We start from the raw sequence: 15,606 nt of genomic DNA on the forward strand, positions 1-15,606 counted from the left end.
ACGCTGAGAAGTAAGTAGCTTGCATTGTTTGCGCTAGTCTTGCGTGTATGACGCGACGACTTGCTCAGGTGGCGAAGAAGGTTGGGGTCAGCGAGGCCACGGTCAGCCGGGTGCTCAACGGTAAGCCGGGAGTTTCCCAGGCCACACGCCAGTCCGTGCTGACCGCCCTGGACGTGCTGGGGTACGAGCGGCCCACGCAGCTGCGCGGCGAGCGCGCCAGACTGGTCGGCCTGGTCCTGCCCGAGCTTCAGAACCCGATCTTTCCGGCCTTCGCCGAGGTGATCGGCGGCGCGCTGGCGCAGCAGGGCCTGACGCCCGTCCTGTGCACACAGACCAAGGGCGGCGTCTCCGAGGCGGACTATGTCGAGCTGCTGCTCCAGCAGCAGGTGTCCGGGGTCGTCTTCGCCGGCGGTCTCTTCGCCCAGGCCGACGCTCCCCACGAGCACTACCGCCAGCTCCACGAGCGCAAGATCCCGGTCGTGCTCATCAACGCGCCCATAGAGAACCTGGACTTCCCCACGATCTCCTGCGACGACGCCGTCGCCGTCGAGCAGGCGTGGCGGCATCTGGCGTCGCTGGGCCACGAGCGCATCGGCCTCGTCCTCGGCCCGGCCGACCACGTCCCGTCGCGGCGCAAGCTCGCGGCCGCCCTCGCGGCGGTGAAAGCGGCGGGGGAGTCCCTGCCGGACGAGTTCATCGAGCGGTCGATGTTCTCCTTGGAAGGCGGACAGGCCGCCGCCGCGCGGCTGTTGGACCGCGGCGTCACCGGCATCATCTGCGCGAGCGACCCGCTGGCGCTCGGAGCCGTACGGGCCGCCCGCCGGCGCGGTCTGGACGTCCCCGGCGAGGTCTCCGTCGTCGGGTACGACGACTCGGCCTTCATGAACTGCACCGAGCCCCCGCTGACGACGGTCCGTCAGCCCATCGAGGCCATGGGACGGGCGGCGGTCGAGCTGCTGTGCGCCCAGATCCAGGGTGGCGCCGTTCCGCCCGGCGAGCTGCTGTTCGAGCCGGAGCTGGTCGTACGCGGCTCCACGGCGCAGTCGCCGCGTTAGGCCTCCTGTCACTCGCCGCGGGCCCCGCACCGCCCGTACGGCCCTTGCGAGCCCCTTCCAGGGCCCCCTCGGGGGCCCTGTGGCAGTCCTGAGGCCCCTGTCTGACAAATCCCGCCCTGTCCAACTCCGGGCCCCGGCACAGGTCGTGGCCGATGCGGAAGGCTGTCAAACTTTTACGAAAACGGCGCGAGATCTTGCGGTCTCCTGTCGACGGTGGTTGAGTGTGCCGCGCCCCGGCAGAGTTTCAGCCGTGGGCCTTCCACGCTCATGCCCGAAGGGGACCATCGATGAGAAGTGCTGGGTTCCGCCGTAATCGCCGTATCGACCGCACCGCCGCGGCCGCCATTGTCACCGTGCTCGCCCTGACTCTCGCCGCCTGCGGCACGAGCAGCAGCAGCAGCGACGACGACGGCGACTCCGGCGGCGGGTCGTCAGACCCGTCAGCGCCGTTGGACCCGAAGGCGAAGGTGACGCTCTCGATCGACTGCATGCCGCCGGCCGCGAAAGCCGCTGAGCTGAAGGAGTGGAACGAGGACGTCAAGGAGTTCAACAAGACGTACCCGAACGTCAAGATCAACGGGAAGTCCACGCCGGGCCAGTGTCTGGAGCCGCCGCGCTTCACCGCGATGCTCAAGGCGAAGTCCCAGCCCGACGTCTACTACACCTACTTCACCGACCTCCAGCAGGTGCTCGACAACGACGGCGCCGAGGACATCTCGGCCTACGTCAACGACAAGTCCGTGCCCGCGCTGAAGGACATCGACCCGGGCGTCCTGGACGTGCTGAAGCAGGACGGCAAGCTCTTCGGCCTGCCGACCAGCAACTACACCATGGGTCTGCTGATCAACCGGAAGCTCTTCGAGGAGGCCGGGCTGGACCCCAACTCGCCTCCCACCACCTGGGAGGATGTCCGTACGGCCTCCGACAAGATCGCCGAGCTCGGCGGCGGAGTCTCCGGCTTCGGCGAGTACAGCGCGGGCAACAACGGCGGCTGGCACTTCACCGCCTCGATCTACGGCCTCGGCGGCGACGTCGTCGACTCGACGGGCAAGAAGGCGGCGTTCAACACCCCGCTGGGCAAGCAGGTCCTGGAGAACCTCCGCGCGATGCGCTGGGACGACGACAGCATGGGCAAGACCCAGCTGCTCAAGTGGGGCGACCTGCAGAAGCAGATAGCCACCGACAAGCTGGGCATGTTCCTCGCCGCGCCAGACGACATCACGTACATGGTCCAGCAACTCGGCGCCAAGTACGAGAACTTCGGCATGGGCCCGATCCCCGGCGCCAAGGCGACGCTCTTCGGCGGCAACAACTACATGATCAAGAAGGGCAGTTCGCCCGACAAGATCAAGGCCGCCATCGCCTGGCAGAACTTCAAGTTCCTCACCCCGGGCAAGGGCCAGTTCGAGTGGGAGCGCAGCAAGGCCGACAAGCTCCCCGTCGGACTGCCGCAGCCGAACTTCTGGCTCGGTGAGTCCAAGGCCAAGGATGACGCGCAGCGCAGCCAGCACGCCACGATGCCGGTCGAGAACTTCAAGCCCTTCATGGACAACCCGGTCAAGGGCAAGGCCGAGCCGCCGAAGGCGCAGGAGATCTACAAGATCCTCGACGTCGCGATGTCGGGAGTGCTGACCAACGAGGACGCGGACATCGACAAGCTGTTGTCGACCGCCGAGCAGCAGGTCAACCAGGTCCTGGCGACTCAGTAACGGACGTGCGGGGCCGGGTCACGCGGACCCGGTCCCGCCCCGGGCCTGTCCTTCCGGCCGGCCCCGTACCCGAACTCCGTCCGTCTGCGAGCCAACGAGTCTGCGCACCGGCACCGAGGAGAGACCATGTCGGCCCCCACCCTGTCCAAGAGCGAGGCGACCCCGTCCCGCTCCGGACGCCCCGGCCCCAACCGGACGGACTCCGCCCGCGAGGAGTTCATACGGTCCGTGCGCCGCAATCTCTCGGCGCACGGGTTCCTGATCGGAGCCGTACTCTGCTTCTCGTTCTTCTCCTGGTATCCGATGGTCAGGGAATTCATCCTGGCCTTCCAGAAGAACGAGAACGGAAAGACCACCTGGGCCGGCTGGTCCAACCTCACCTACATCTTCAACGACCCCGCCTTCTGGCAGGCGTGGCGCAACACGCTGCTCTTCACCGCTCTCGCGCTGCTCCTGGGATTCATCGTCCCGTTCCTCATCGCCGTCGTACTCAACGAATTCCGGCACGGCCAGGGGTATCTGCGGCTGCTCGTCTATCTCCCGGTGATGCTTCCGCCGGTCGCCTCCGTGCTGCTCTTCAAGTACTTCTACGACCCCGGATACGGCCTGTTCAACCGCATCCTGGAGGTCTTCGGCCTGCCCGCCCAACAGTGGCTCCAGGACACCGACACGGCCATGCTCTCCGTGGTCATCGCGGCGACCTGGATGAACATGGGCGGCGCGACCCTGATCTATCTCGCCGCGCTCCAGGGAATTCCCGGTGAGCTGTACGAGGCGGCCGAACTCGACGGCGCGGGAATCCTCCGCAAGATCTGGCACGTCACCATCCCGCAGACCAAGCTCATTCTCTCGCTGATGCTGCTCATGCAGATCATCGCGACGATGCAGGTCTTCACCGAACCATTCCTGCTCACCAACGGGGCGGGGCCGGAAGGGTCGACGACGACGGTCGTCTATCTCATCTACCAGTACGCGTTCAACTTCAACAACTACGGCAGTGCGGCGGCACTGGGACTCGTCCTGCTCGTACTCCTCGCGGGCTTCTCCGCGGTGTATGTACGGCTCAGCCGCAGCAGCGAAGACTAGGAGGGGAGAGAAGGCATGACAGCGAACACGCTCATACCCCGGCGCAAGCGGGCCGCCACCGTCGAAGTCGCCCGCCCGCGGACCCTGATCTCGCCGGCCCAACTCGGCAGATCGCGCGGCAGGACGGTCTACTGGATCGTCTTCGCCCTGGTGGTCCTCCTTTTCACCCTGGTCTTTCTCGGGCCGCTCTACTGGATGGTCACCGGCGGTCTCAAGACCACCCAGGAGGTGGTGCAGAGCCCGCCGACGGCCTTCCCCACCTCCCTGCACCCGGAGAACTACGAGCAGGCCTGGAAGGTCATGGACCTGGCCAGACTGCTCTTCAACACCCTCTACTACGCCTTCGGCGCGCTCGCCTTCCAGCTGATCTTCGACGTGGCCGCCGCCTACTCGCTCTCCAAGCTGCGGCCGATCTTCGGCAAGGCCATCCTCGGCCTGATGCTGATGACGCTGATGATCCCGGCGACCGTCCTCGTCGTACCCCAGTACCTGACGGTGCTCGACGTACCGATCATCGAACGGAACCTGCTCAACTCGCCCTGGGCGATCTGGCTGCCGTCCGTCACCAACGCCTTCAACATCTTCCTCCTCAAGAGATTCTTCGACTCGATCCCGCGGGAGCTGCTGGACGCGGCGGCCATCGACGGGGCGTCGGCGATGCGCACCCTGAGATCCGTGGTGCTGCCGATCTCCCGGCCGATCCTCGGAGTCGTGTCGATCTTCGCGGTCGTGGGTGTCTGGAAGGACTTCCTCTGGCCGATGCTCACGCTGCCCGACCCGAGCAAACAGACCCTCAACGTGGGCATCTACTCGCTCGCCAGCGGGGTACCGGAGAACGTCCTGATCGCCGCGCTCACCATCGCGTCGGTCCCGACGCTGCTCATCTTCCTGCTGTTCCAGCGCAACATCATGAGCGGTCTGACCGCGGGCGGCCTCAAGGGCTGATCGTCCTCTCCGCTCCGTTTGTCTTGCTCCCCACCAGCGCTCCGCCGCCGGCCCACTCACCCAGCGCCCCGTTGTCCGGGGGCCGGCGGCGGAGTCCCACCTGCCCGAAAGGACCGTCACGTGGCAGCCAACCAGCCGGCCGAGGCCACCGTCGAATGGTGGCGCGACGCCGCCATCTACCAGGTCTATGTACGCAGCTTCGCCGACGGCGACGGCGACGGCACCGGTGATCTCGCCGGCGTGCGGTCCAGGCTGCCGTATCTCGTGGAACTGGGCGTGGACGCACTGTGGTTCACGCCCTGGTATCTCTCACCCCTCGCCGACGGCGGCTACGACGTGGCCGACTACCGGACCATCGACCCGGCCTTCGGCACCCTCGCCGAGGCGGAGAAACTGATCGCCGAGGCCCGTGAGCTGGGCATCCGCACGATCGTCGACATCGTTCCCAACCATGTCTCGGACCAGCACGTCTGGTTCAAGGCCGCGCTGGCCGCCGGTCCCGGCAGCCCCGAGCGCGAGCTCTTCCACTTCCGTAAGGGGCGCGGGGCGGACGGCGAACTCCCCCCGAACAACTGGGTGTCCGAGTTCGGCGGCGTCCCCTGGACCCGGCTGGACGACGGCGACTGGTATCTCCACCTCTTCGCCACCGGACAGCCCGACCTCAACTGGGCACACCCGGCGGTGCGCCGGGAGCACGAGGACGTGCTGCGCTTCTGGTTCGACCGGGGTGTGACCGGTGTACGGATCGACTCGGCCGTCCTGCCCGCCAAGGACCCAGGACTGCCCGACTTCACGCCGGGCGTCGACGCCCACCCGTTCGTGGACCGCGACGAACTCCACGACATCTACCGCTCCTGGCGCGCCATCGCCGACGAGTACGGCGGCATCTTCGTCGGCGAGGTCTGGCTCCCCGACGCCGAGCGCTTCGCCCGCTATCTGCGCCCCGACGAGCTGCACACCGCCTTCAACCTCAGCTTCATGTCCTGCCCCTGGGACGCGGATCTGCTGCGGACCGCCATCGACGACACCCTCGCCGAGCACGCCCCGGTCGGCGCCCCCGCCACCTGGGTGCTCTGCAACCACGACGTCACCCGCACCGTGACCCGTTACGGGCGCGAGCACACCGGGTTCGACTTCGCGGCGAAGGCTTTCGGCACCCCGACCGACCTGGAGCTGGGCACCAGACGGGCCCGAGCGGCGGCGCTGCTCTCGCTGGCGCTCCCCGGCGCCGTCTACGTCTACCAGGGCGAGGAACTGGGCCTGCCCGAGGCCGACATCCCGCGTGACCGCATCGAGGACCCGATGCACTTCCGCTCCGGCGGTACGGATCCGGGCCGCGACGGCTGCCGCGTACCGCTGCCCTGGACGGCCGACGCGCCGTACGCCGGCTTCGGGGGAGACACCGAGCCGTGGCTGCCGCAGCCGGAGTCCTGGGCGAAGTACGCCGCGGACCTTCAGGCGGGTGACCCGCTGTCGATGCTCAGCCTCTACCGGCAGGCCCTGCGGCTGCGCCGTACGGAGCCCGGATTCGCGGTGGTCCCGGCGTCCGGGGACGGCGGCTCGGGGGACGCCGCCGGCGCGCAGTTGACGTGGCTGCCGTCCGGTCCCGGGGTGCTGTCCTTCACCCGGACCGACGGCCTGATCTGCGTCGTCAATCTCGCCGGGCCCCCCGCGGAGCTTCCCGGCCACACAAGCGTTCTGCTGACCAGCGGCCCCCTGGACGACGAGGGGAGGCTGCCGCAGGACACCGCGGCCTGGCTGCGGAGCTGACTCCGCGGCCGAACCGTTCGCCCCGTACGTCCGTCCGCGCGGTACCGCGGCCGGACGGGGGCGGGCGGGAGGCGTAGGCCCCCTGACATCCCTCCGCCCCACAGGAAGGTGCAGGACCCGCACATGAATGCATATATCAGGAACATGACTACAAGGAACGCGGTACTCTCCGTCGCCACCGCCGTGGCCGTCGCCGCCACCGGGCTCACCCTCGTCGCCCCCACGGCGACCGCCGGGCCCCCGGCCGGCCCCGCCCCGGCGGCCGTCGTCGCGGCGGGCGCGACGCTCCCGTTCACCTCCGTCGAGGCGGAGAGCGCCACCACGGACGGAACGGCCGTCGGCCCCGACTACACCCAGGGCACGCTTGCCTCGGAGTCGTCCGGCCGGCGCGCCGTCCAACTGGCCGCGGGCCAGAGCGTGGAGTTCACGCTCCCCGCCGCCGCGAACGCGGTCAACCTCGCGTACAGCGTCCCCGACGGCCAGTCCGGCACCCTCGCCGTCTACATCGACGGTGAGAAGACCGACACGACGCTCGCCGTCACGTCCAAGTACTCCTACATCGACACCCCCTGGATCGCCGGCTCCAAGACGCACCATCTGCTCGACAACACCCGCGCGCTGCTCGGCCGGGACGTGTCCGCGGGCGCGAAGGTGAAGTTCGAGGCAAGCGTGCCGACCACGATCGACGTCGCCGACTTCGAGCAGGTCGCCGGGCCCGCCGGGGCCCCGTCCGGCGCGGTCTCGGTCGTCGACAAGGGCGCGGACCCGAGCGGCCAGGGGGACTCCACCCAGGCGTTCCGCGAGGCCATCGCCGCCGCTAAGGGCGGCGTGGTGTGGATCCCGCCGGGCGAGTTCAAGCTGACCCAGTCGCTCAGCGGTGTGGACGACGTCGAGCTGCGGGGCGCGGGCAACTGGCACTCGGTGGTGCGCAGTTCGCGCTTCATCGACCAGTCGAGCGCCCCGGCCGGCAACGTGGGGCTGCACGACTTCGCCGTCATCGGCGAGGTCACCGAGCGCGTCGACAACAACCCGGACAACTTCGTCAACGGCTCGCTCGGCCCGAACTCCCGGGTGTCCGGGATGTGGCTCCAGCACCTCAAGGTCGGCCTCTGGCTCACCGGGAACAACGACAACCTCGTCGTGGAGAGGAACCGCATCCTCGACATGACGGCCGACGGACTCAACCTGAACGGCACGGCCAACGGTGTGCAGGTACGTGAGAACTTCCTGCGCAACACCGGCGACGACTCGCTCGCCATGTGGTCGCTCAACACCACCAACAGCTCCAGCACCTTCGCCAACAACACCATCTCGCAGCCCAACCTGGCGAACGGCATCGCGATCTACGGTGGCCGCGACATCACCGTCAAGGACAATCTCGTCCTCGACACCAACGCCCTGGGCAGCGGTATCGCGATCTCCAACCAGAAGTTCATGGACCCGTTCTTCCCGCTGGCCGGCACCATCACGGTCGCCGGGAACACCCTCGTACGCACCGGAGCGATGAACCCCAACTGGCAGCACCCCATGGGCGCGCTCCGGGTCGACGCGTACGACAGCGCCATCGAGGCGAACGTCAGCATCACCGGCACCACCGTCACCGACAGCCCGTACAGCGCCTTCGAGTTCGTCTCCGGCAGTGGAACGGGCAAGGCCGTCCGCAACGTCACCATCGACGGCGCGACCGTCGACGGCGCCGGGACGGTCGTGGTCCAGGCCGAGACACCCGGCGCGGTCACCTTCCGCGGTGTCACGGCGACGGACGTGGGCGTCGCCGGTAGGTACAACTGCCCGTACCCGGCGGGCAGCGGCACCTTCGAGATCACCGACGGCGGTGGCAACTCCGGCTGGGACACGGCCTGGGACGACTGCGCCACCTGGCCCGAGCCGGCCGAGTAGGGGACACCCAGAGGGCCCGTGACGGGGGTGCGCCTGCCCGCTCCTATCCTGGAGCGGGCAGGCGCACGGCTCTGCCGCGACCTCCTACGGAAGACGGAGCACGGCCTTGAACCCGAGCACGGCCGGCGATCAGATTCCGGTGGTCGTCCTCGCGGGCTTCCTCGGCTCGGGCAAGACGACCCTGCTCAACCATCTCCTGCGGCGCCGGGCCGGCAACCGCGTCGCGGTCGTCGTCAACGACTTCGGAGCCGTCGAGATCGACGCCATGACCGTCGCCGGCCAGGTCGGATCCACGGTCTCCCTGGGCAACGGGTGTCTGTGCTGCGCCGTGGACGCCAGCGAGCTGGACGGTTATCTGGAACGGCTGAGCCGCCCCGCCGCCCGGATCGACATCATCGTCATCGAGGCGAGCGGCCTCGCCGAGCCGCGGGAACTCGTCCGGATGATCCTCGCCGGTGACAATCCGCGCACGGTGTACGGCGGGCTCGTCGAGGTCGTGGACGCGGCCGAGTTCGACGCCACCCGCGAGCGCCACCCTGAGACCGACCGGCATCTCGCCATCGCCGACCTGGTCGTCCTGAACAAGACCGACCGCGTCACACCGGCCGAACACGAGCGCGTCCTGGGTGTGATCGGGGAGCTGGGGCCGGGGGCCGCGGTCGTCTCCGCGTCGTACGGGAGGATCGACCCGGGACTGCTCTTCGACCCGGCCACGCGCTCCGCCGAGGAGGAGAAGGTCCGCCAGTTGTCCTTCGAGGACCTGTCGGCCGACGACGAGCCGGAGCACGCGGACCACGAGCACCACGCCGACCACGCGCACCATCCGCACGCCGCCTACGAGAGCGTGTCGTTCGACGAACCGGCCGCCCTGGATCCGCGCCGGCTCATGGCCTTCCTCGACTCACGGCCGGAGGGGCTCTACCGCGTCAAGGGCTTCGTGGACTTCGGCGCGGCCGACCCGGACAACCGGTACGCCGTCCACGCCGTCGGCCGCTTCCTGCGCTTCTACCCGGAGCGCTGGCCACGGGGCGCCGAGCGCCGCACCCAGCTCGTGCTCATCGGGACGGGCATCGACCGCGACGCCCTGGGCAAGGAGCTGACGCTCTGCGCCGTCACCGACACGGACGCCGAGACGGGACCGGGCGAGACCGCCATGTGGGGCGTCCTGCGCTACGTACGGTCCGGGCCGGCGGCCGATGAGGCCGCCGACCCGCTCTGACCGCCGCGCACTTGTGTCAGCTCGCCGGACCGGCCAGGGACGCGACGACCGACGGCGGCGGCGTACCCGAACCGTCCCGCCGCGGATCCAGCTCCGGCAGCTCCGCCGGTGAACCGTTCTTCTGCGCCGCCCGCGCCGGGGCCGCGCCCGCCCAGGCGAAGACCAGCACGTCCTCGCCCTTGAGGAACCGCTGGCAGCGCACCCCGCCGGTGGCCCGCCCCTTGCGCGGGTACTGGTCGAACGGCGTGAGCTTCGCCGTCGTCTCCGAGTCGTCCAGCGTGCCCTGTGAACCCGCGACCGTGTAGACGACCCCGTCGCCCGCCGGGTCGACCGCCGTGAAGGAGATCACCGAGGCGCCGTCGGCCAGCTTGACGCCCGCCATGCCTCCCGCGGCCCGGCCCTGCGGCCTGACCTGCGAGGCCTGGTAGCGCAGCAGTTGGGCGTCGGAGGTGATGAAGACCAGATCCTCCTCGCCCGTACGCAGCTCGGCCGCGCCCACCACCCGGTCACCCTCCTTGAGGCTGATGACCTCCAACTCGTCCTTGTTGGACGGGTAGTCGGGGACGACGCGCTTGACGACTCCCTGGAGCGTGCCCAGCGCGAGGCCGGGCGAGGACTCGTCCAGCGTCGTCAGGGTGACCAGATCCTCGTCCGGCTCCAGCGTCAGGAACTCCGCGAGCGGCGCCCCGCCCGCCAGGTTCGGCGCCGAGGCGGTGTCCGGCAGTTGCGGCAGATCGATGACGGAGATTCGCAGCAGCCGCCCGGTCGACGTGACCGCTCCGACCTCGCCGCGCGCCGTCGCCGGCACGGCCGAGATGATCACGTCGTGCTTGACCCGCTTGCCGTCGCCACTGCCCAGCGGCCCGCCGTTGGCCGTACGCGCCAGCAGCCCCGTGGACGACATCAGCACGCGGCACGGGTCGTCGGCCACCTCCAGCGGCACCGCGGCGACCGGCGAGCTGCCCGACTCCAGCAGCACCGTGCGCCGGTCGGTGCCGAACTTCTTCGCGACCGTGGCCAGTTCGGAGGAGACGAGCTTGCGCAGCTCGCTGTCCGAATCCAGGATCCCGGTCAGCTCGTCGATCTCGCCGTTCAGCCGGTCGCGCTCGCTCTCCAGGTCGATCCGGTCGAAGCGGGTGAGCCGGCGCAGCGGCGTGTCCAGGATGTACTGCGTCTGCACGTCGCTCAGCGAGAAGCGCTCGATCAGCCGCTCCTTGGCCTGCGCCGAGTTGTCGCTGGAGCGGATGAGTCGGATGACCTCGTCGATGTCGATGAGCGCGACGAGCAGACCCTCGACCAGATGCAGCCGGTCGCGCCGCTTGGTCCTGCGGAACTCGCTGCGCCTGCGTACGACGGTGAACCGGTGGTCGAGATAGACCTCCAGCAGCTCCTTGAGCCCCAGCGTCAGCGGCTGGCCGTCCACCAGCGCCACGTTGTTGATGCCGAAGGTCTCCTCCATCGGCGTCAGCTTGTAGAGCTGCTCCAGCACGGCCTCGGGGATGAACCCGTTCTTGATCTCGATGACCAGCCGCAGCCCGTGCGAGCGGTCCGTGAGGTCCTTGACGTCGGCGATGCCCATCAGCTTCTTGGCCGAGACCAGGTCCTTGATCTTGCCGATCACCTTCTCCGGGCCGACCGTGAAGGGCAGTTCGGTGACGACGAGGCCCTTGCGGCGCGGGGTGACGTCCTCCACGGTGACCGTCGCGCGGATCTTGAACGTCCCGCGCCCGTTCTCGTACGCGTCCTTGATGCCCTGGAGACCCACGATCCGGCCACCGGTGGGCAGGTCGGGCCCCGGCACATACCGCATCAGCGTTTCCAGGTCGGCGCCCGGGTGCTTGATCAGGTGCCGGGCGGCGGCGATGACCTCGCCCAGATTGTGCGGCGCCATGTTCGTCGCCATGCCGACGGCGATCCCGGAGGCGCCGTTGACCAGAAGATTCGGATAGGCGGCCGGCAGCGTGACCGGTTCCCGCTCCTGGCCGTCGTAATTCGACTGGAAATCGACGGTGTCCTCGTCGATCGACTCCGTCATCAGTGACGTGGCGTCGGCCATCCGGCACTCCGTGTACCGCATGGCGGCCGGCGGGTCGTCGTTGCCGAGGGAGCCGAAGTTCCCGTGGCCGTCGACCAGCGGCAGCCGCATCGAGAACGGCTGCGCCATCCGGACGAGGGCGTCGTAGATCGACGCGTCCCCGTGCGGGTGCAATTTACCCATCACCTCGCCGACGACCCGGGCGCACTTCACATAGCCGCGGTCGGGACGCAGGCCCATCTCGTTCATCTGGTACACGATGCGGCGGTGCACCGGCTTCATGCCGTCCCGGGCGTCCGGCAGGGCCCGGGAGTAGATCACCGAATACGCGTACTCAAGGAAGGAGCCCTGCATTTCATCGACCACGTCGATGTCGAGGATCTTCTCCTCGAAGTCCTCCGGCGGCGGGGTCTTCGTGCTGCGGCGGGCCATCGCTGCTGCGGCTCCTTCACAGGTCTGTGCGGGTCTGGGCGGGCAACTTCAGGAACTGACGCCGACCATTGTGGCCCGCCGGACCGACAACGCGGACCTCGACCCGTCGTTGAACCGTCCGGGGCGCCGTTTCCGGCGGCGGCGGGAGAGCCGGCGAGGAGGTGGCCATGAGCGGGGGACGGGCAGGCGGTGAGCCCTTTTGCAAGCGGTTGGCGAGTCAACGCCGCATCCCCGGGCACGGGAACTTCGCCATGCGTCGGCACGCTTGCATACAGTGGCAGGACTTCTCCATATCGCGATCGAAGGGACGTACATGCCCATGGGTCACACGGCCACAGCGCAGGCCGGTTCCGGCGGCCTGACAGCGACCGAGCACCGGCTCGCCAACGGACTGCGCGTGGTGCTCTCCGAGGACCACCTGACCCCGGTCGCCGCGGTCTGCCTCTGGTACGACGTCGGCTCACGCCACGAGGTCAAGGGCCGTACGGGCCTCGCCCACCTCTTCGAGCACCTGATGTTCCAGGGCTCGAAGCAGGTCAAGGGCAACGGTCACTTCGAGCTGGTGCAGGGCGCCGGCGGCTCGCTCAACGGCACCACCAGCTTCGAGCGCACCAACTACTTCGAGACCATGCCCACCCACCAGCTGGAGCTCGCCCTCTGGCTGGAGGCCGACCGCATGGGCTCGCTGCTCTCCGCCCTGGACGACGAGGGGATGGAGAACCAGCGCGACGTGGTGAAGAACGAACGCCGCCAGCGTTACGACAACGTGCCCTACGGCACCGCCTTCGAGCGCCTGACCGCGCTCTCCTACCCCGAGGGCCACCCGTACCACCACACCCCGATCGGCTCGATGGCCGATCTGGACGCGGCGACCCTCGACGACGCGCGGCAGTTCTTCCGTACGTACTACGCGCCGAACAACGCGGTGCTCTCCGTCGTCGGCGACATCGACCCCGAGCAGACGCTCGCCTGGGTGCAGAGGTACTTCGGCTCGATCCCCGGGCACGACGGCAAGCAGGCGCCGCGCGACGGCTCGCTGCCCGACATCATCGGCGAGCAGCTGCGCGAGGAGATCCACGAGGAGGTCCCGGCGCGCGCGCTGATGGCCGCCTACCGGCTGCCGCAGGACGGCACCCGCGAGGCCGACGCCGCCGACCTGGCGCTCACCGTCCTCGGCGGCGGCGAGTCCTCCCGTCTCCACAACCGCCTGGTGCGCCGTGACCGTACGGCCGTCGCCGCCGGATTCGGACTGCTGCGCCTGGCCGGCGCGCCCTCGCTCGGCTGGCTGGACGTGAAGACGTCCGGTGGCGTCGAGGTGCCCCAGATCGAGGCCGCGGTCGACGAGGAGCTCGCCCGGTTCGCGGCCGAAGGCCCCACGGACGAGGAAATGGAGCGCGCCCAGGCCCAGTTGGAGCGCGAATGGCTCGACCGGCTCGGTACGGTCGCGGGCCGCGCGGACGAACTGTGCCGGTACGCGGTGCTGTTCGGCGACCCGCAGCTGGCACTGACCGCCGTCCAGCGGGTGCTGGACGTCACGGCCGACGAGGTACGCGCGGTGGCCGAGGCCCGGCTGCGCCCGGACAACAGGGCGGTGCTGGTCTACGAGCCGGTCACCTCCGACGACGAGGACACCGCCTCCGACGAGACCACCGACGAGCACGAGGGGGCGGACCAGTGACCGACGCTGCCGTGACCATGGAGTTCCACCCGCGGCCGACGGCCGGAGAGGCCAGGCCCTGGGCGTTCCCCGCGCCCGAGCGCGGCGCGCTGCCCAACGGCCTGACGGTGCTGCGCTGTCACCGTCCCGGCCAGCAGGTGGTGGCGGTCGAGATCTCCCTCGCCGCCCCGCTGGAGGCCGAGCCCGAGGGCCTGGACGGCGTGGCCACGATCATGGCCCGCGCTCTGTCCGAGGGCACCGACAAGCACACCGCCGAGGAGTTCGCCGCCGAGCTGGAGCGCTGCGGCGCCACGCTCGACGCGCATGCCGACCACCCCGGTGTCCGGGTCTCCCTGGAGGTCCCGGTCTCCCGGCTGCCCAAGGCGCTCGGCCTGCTCGCGGACGCCCTGCGCGCGCCGCTGTTCTCGGAGAGCGAGGTCGGCCGGCTCGTCACGAACAGGCTGGACGAGATCCCGCACGAGCAGGCCAACCCGGCCCGCCGCGCGGCGAAGCAGCTCTCCAAGGAGCTGTTCCCGGAGGCCTCGCGCATGTCGCGTCCGCGCCAGGGCACCGAGGAGACCGTCGGACGCATCGACGCCAAGGGCGTCCGCGCCTTCTACGAAGCGCATGTCCGTCCCGCCACCGCCACCGCGGTGATCGTCGGCGACCTCACCGGTGTCGACGTCGACGCCCTGCTCGCCGAGACCCTCGGCGACTGGACGGGCGACACCTCCGAGCCGCGCCCCGTGCCGCCGGTGACCGCCGACGACACCGGCCGTGTGGTGATCGTGGACCGGCCCGGAGCCGTACAGACCCAGCTCCTGATCGGCCGCGTCGGCCCCGACCGGCACGACCGCGTCTGGCCGGCGCAGGTGCTCGGCACGTACTGCCTGGGCGGCACGCTCACCTCTCGGCTCGACCGGGTGCTGCGCGAGGAGAAGGGCTACACGTACGGCGTGCGGGCCTTCGCGCAGGTGCTGCGCTCCGACCCGGACGGCACGGGCGCCTCCATGCTCGCCATCAGCGGCTCCGTCGACACCGAGTCGACCGGGCCCGCGCTGGACGACCTGTGGAAGGTTCTGCGTACGCTCGCGGCCGAGGGCCTGACGGACGCCGAGCGTGAGACGGCCGTGCAGAATCTGGTCGGGGTCGCCCCGCTGAAGTACGAGACGGCCGCGTCCGTCGCGGACACGCTCGCCGACCAGGTCGAGCAGCACCTCCCCGACGACTTCCAGGCGCGGCTGTACGCGCGCCTGGCGGAGACCGGCACGGTCGAGGCGACGGCCGCCGTCGTCAGCGCCTTCCCGGGCGACCGGCTGGTCACCGTGCTCGTCGGGGACGCCTCGGTGATCCGGGAGCCTGTGGAGGCCCTGGGCATCGGCGAGGTGAAGGTCGTCGCCGGCTGAGGCCGACGACGTCCACTCCTCGGATCATCACGGACAAAGGGAACCCCGGTGACGAACCAGTCGCCGGGGTTTCCCCGTATGTCCGTATTCATGGGTGGGTTGCCTGAATGCCCTGTGGCGTGCGCTACAAAAGGGGCTGTCCGTTTGGTGATTGAAAGATGAACGCTTAGCGTCGGTCCGGATGTTCGTCAGAGCCCGCCGCGTCCGCGGCACCGGACAGCCATCGCCGAGTCCCCGTCAGGCGCGAGCCTGGGGAGCCGGGGACCCAATCGATGTCCCTGGGGTGAATCGGGGGCCTTCGCGCGATCCGCGGAGGAGCCCGTAGGAGACCTTCCTGCTCCGAACCCGTCAGCTAACCCGGTAGGCGAGAAGGAAGGAAAGGACCAGCCACTT

At 69.4% G+C, this 15,606-nt stretch carries 10 protein-coding genes and 1 riboswitch; of the genes, 9 read left to right on the forward strand and 1 reads right to left on the reverse strand.

Going from position 1 to position 15,606, the window contains the following annotated elements; translation table 11 throughout:
* Positions 1-47: 47 nt before the first annotated feature.
* The 7 genes from ACIBBB_RS27915 (at position 48) to ACIBBB_RS27945 (ending at position 9,683) form a co-directional block, all read left to right on the forward strand.
* The gene (locus ACIBBB_RS27915) at positions 48-1,055 is read left to right on the forward strand and encodes a LacI family DNA-binding transcriptional regulator (RefSeq protein WP_398986680.1); all 1,008 of its coding nucleotides are present in this window, start codon (positions 48-50) and stop codon (positions 1,053-1,055) included.
* Positions 1,056-1,342: 287 nt separating this feature from the next.
* Positions 1,343-2,764, forward strand: a complete 1,422-nt coding sequence (locus ACIBBB_RS27920; RefSeq protein ID WP_398986682.1) for an ABC transporter substrate-binding protein — start codon at positions 1,343-1,345, stop codon at positions 2,762-2,764.
* Between the two features lie 126 nt (positions 2,765-2,890).
* Positions 2,891-3,850, forward strand: a complete 960-nt coding sequence (locus tag ACIBBB_RS27925; RefSeq protein WP_398986684.1) for a carbohydrate ABC transporter permease — start codon at positions 2,891-2,893, stop codon at positions 3,848-3,850.
* A gap of 15 nt (positions 3,851-3,865) precedes the next feature.
* Positions 3,866-4,795, forward strand: a complete 930-nt coding sequence (locus ACIBBB_RS27930; protein ID WP_398986686.1) for a carbohydrate ABC transporter permease — start codon at positions 3,866-3,868, stop codon at positions 4,793-4,795.
* 120 nt (positions 4,796-4,915) lie between these two features.
* Positions 4,916-6,565 carry a glycoside hydrolase family 13 protein gene (locus ACIBBB_RS27935; RefSeq protein WP_398986688.1) on the forward strand — a complete coding sequence of 550 codons (1,650 nt, stop codon included), beginning with the start codon at positions 4,916-4,918 and terminating at the stop codon, positions 6,563-6,565.
* A 144-nt stretch (positions 6,566-6,709) separates the two neighbouring features.
* The gene (locus ACIBBB_RS27940) at positions 6,710-8,464 is read left to right on the forward strand and encodes a glycosyl hydrolase family 28-related protein (protein WP_398986690.1); all 1,755 of its coding nucleotides are present in this window, start codon (positions 6,710-6,712) and stop codon (positions 8,462-8,464) included.
* 106 nt (positions 8,465-8,570) lie between these two features.
* Positions 8,571-9,683: a CobW family GTP-binding protein gene (locus ACIBBB_RS27945; RefSeq protein ID WP_398986693.1), complete on the forward strand. Its 1,113-nt coding sequence runs from the start codon at positions 8,571-8,573 to the stop codon at positions 9,681-9,683.
* 16 nt (positions 9,684-9,699) lie between these two features.
* On the opposite strand, the gene ACIBBB_RS27950 is transcribed toward ACIBBB_RS27945, so the two are convergent.
* Entirely contained in the window at positions 9,700-12,150 is a 2,451-nt protein-coding gene (locus ACIBBB_RS27950; protein ID WP_398986695.1) for a DNA topoisomerase (ATP-hydrolyzing) subunit A, read from the reverse strand.
* A gap of 313 nt (positions 12,151-12,463) precedes the next feature.
* On the opposite strand from ACIBBB_RS27950, the gene ACIBBB_RS27955 reads away from it, so the two are divergent.
* The gene (locus ACIBBB_RS27955; protein WP_398986880.1) at positions 12,464-13,828 is read left to right on the forward strand and encodes a M16 family metallopeptidase; all 1,365 of its coding nucleotides are present in this window, start codon (positions 12,464-12,466) and stop codon (positions 13,826-13,828) included.
* Between the two features lie 17 nt (positions 13,829-13,845).
* A complete protein-coding gene (locus tag ACIBBB_RS27960) occupies positions 13,846-15,213 on the forward strand; it encodes a M16 family metallopeptidase (protein WP_398986882.1) in 1,368 nt (455 codons plus the stop codon).
* Positions 15,214-15,427: 214 nt separating this feature from the next.
* A riboswitch (cyclic di-AMP (ydaO/yuaA leader) is annotated at positions 15,428-15,595 on the forward strand.
* Positions 15,596-15,606 lie beyond the last annotated feature (11 nt).

It is taken from the genome of Streptomyces sp. NPDC051217, assembly GCF_044455465.1.
Taxonomy (GTDB): Bacteria; Actinomycetota; Actinomycetes; order Streptomycetales; family Streptomycetaceae; genus Streptomyces.

Bases quoted from the DNA above. Each gene is read 5' to 3' on its own strand.
- ACIBBB_RS27915 (WP_398986680.1), top strand. From the start codon at position 48: ATGACGCGACGACTTGCTCAGGTGGCGAAGAAGGTTGGGGTCAGCGAG.
- ACIBBB_RS27920 (WP_398986682.1), top strand. From the start codon at position 1,343: ATGAGAAGTGCTGGGTTCCGCCGTAATCGCCGTATCGACCGCACCGCC.
- ACIBBB_RS27925 (WP_398986684.1), top strand. From the start codon at position 2,891: ATGTCGGCCCCCACCCTGTCCAAGAGCGAGGCGACCCCGTCCCGCTCC.
- ACIBBB_RS27930 (WP_398986686.1), top strand. From the start codon at position 3,866: ATGACAGCGAACACGCTCATACCCCGGCGCAAGCGGGCCGCCACCGTC.
- ACIBBB_RS27940 (WP_398986690.1), top strand. From the start codon at position 6,710: ATGACTACAAGGAACGCGGTACTCTCCGTCGCCACCGCCGTGGCCGTC.
- ACIBBB_RS27950 (WP_398986695.1), bottom strand. From the start codon at position 12,150: ATGGCCCGCCGCAGCACGAAGACCCCGCCGCCGGAGGACTTCGAGGAG.
- ACIBBB_RS27955 (WP_398986880.1), top strand. From the start codon at position 12,464: ATGCCCATGGGTCACACGGCCACAGCGCAGGCCGGTTCCGGCGGCCTG.
- ACIBBB_RS27960 (WP_398986882.1), top strand. From the start codon at position 13,846: ATGGAGTTCCACCCGCGGCCGACGGCCGGAGAGGCCAGGCCCTGGGCG.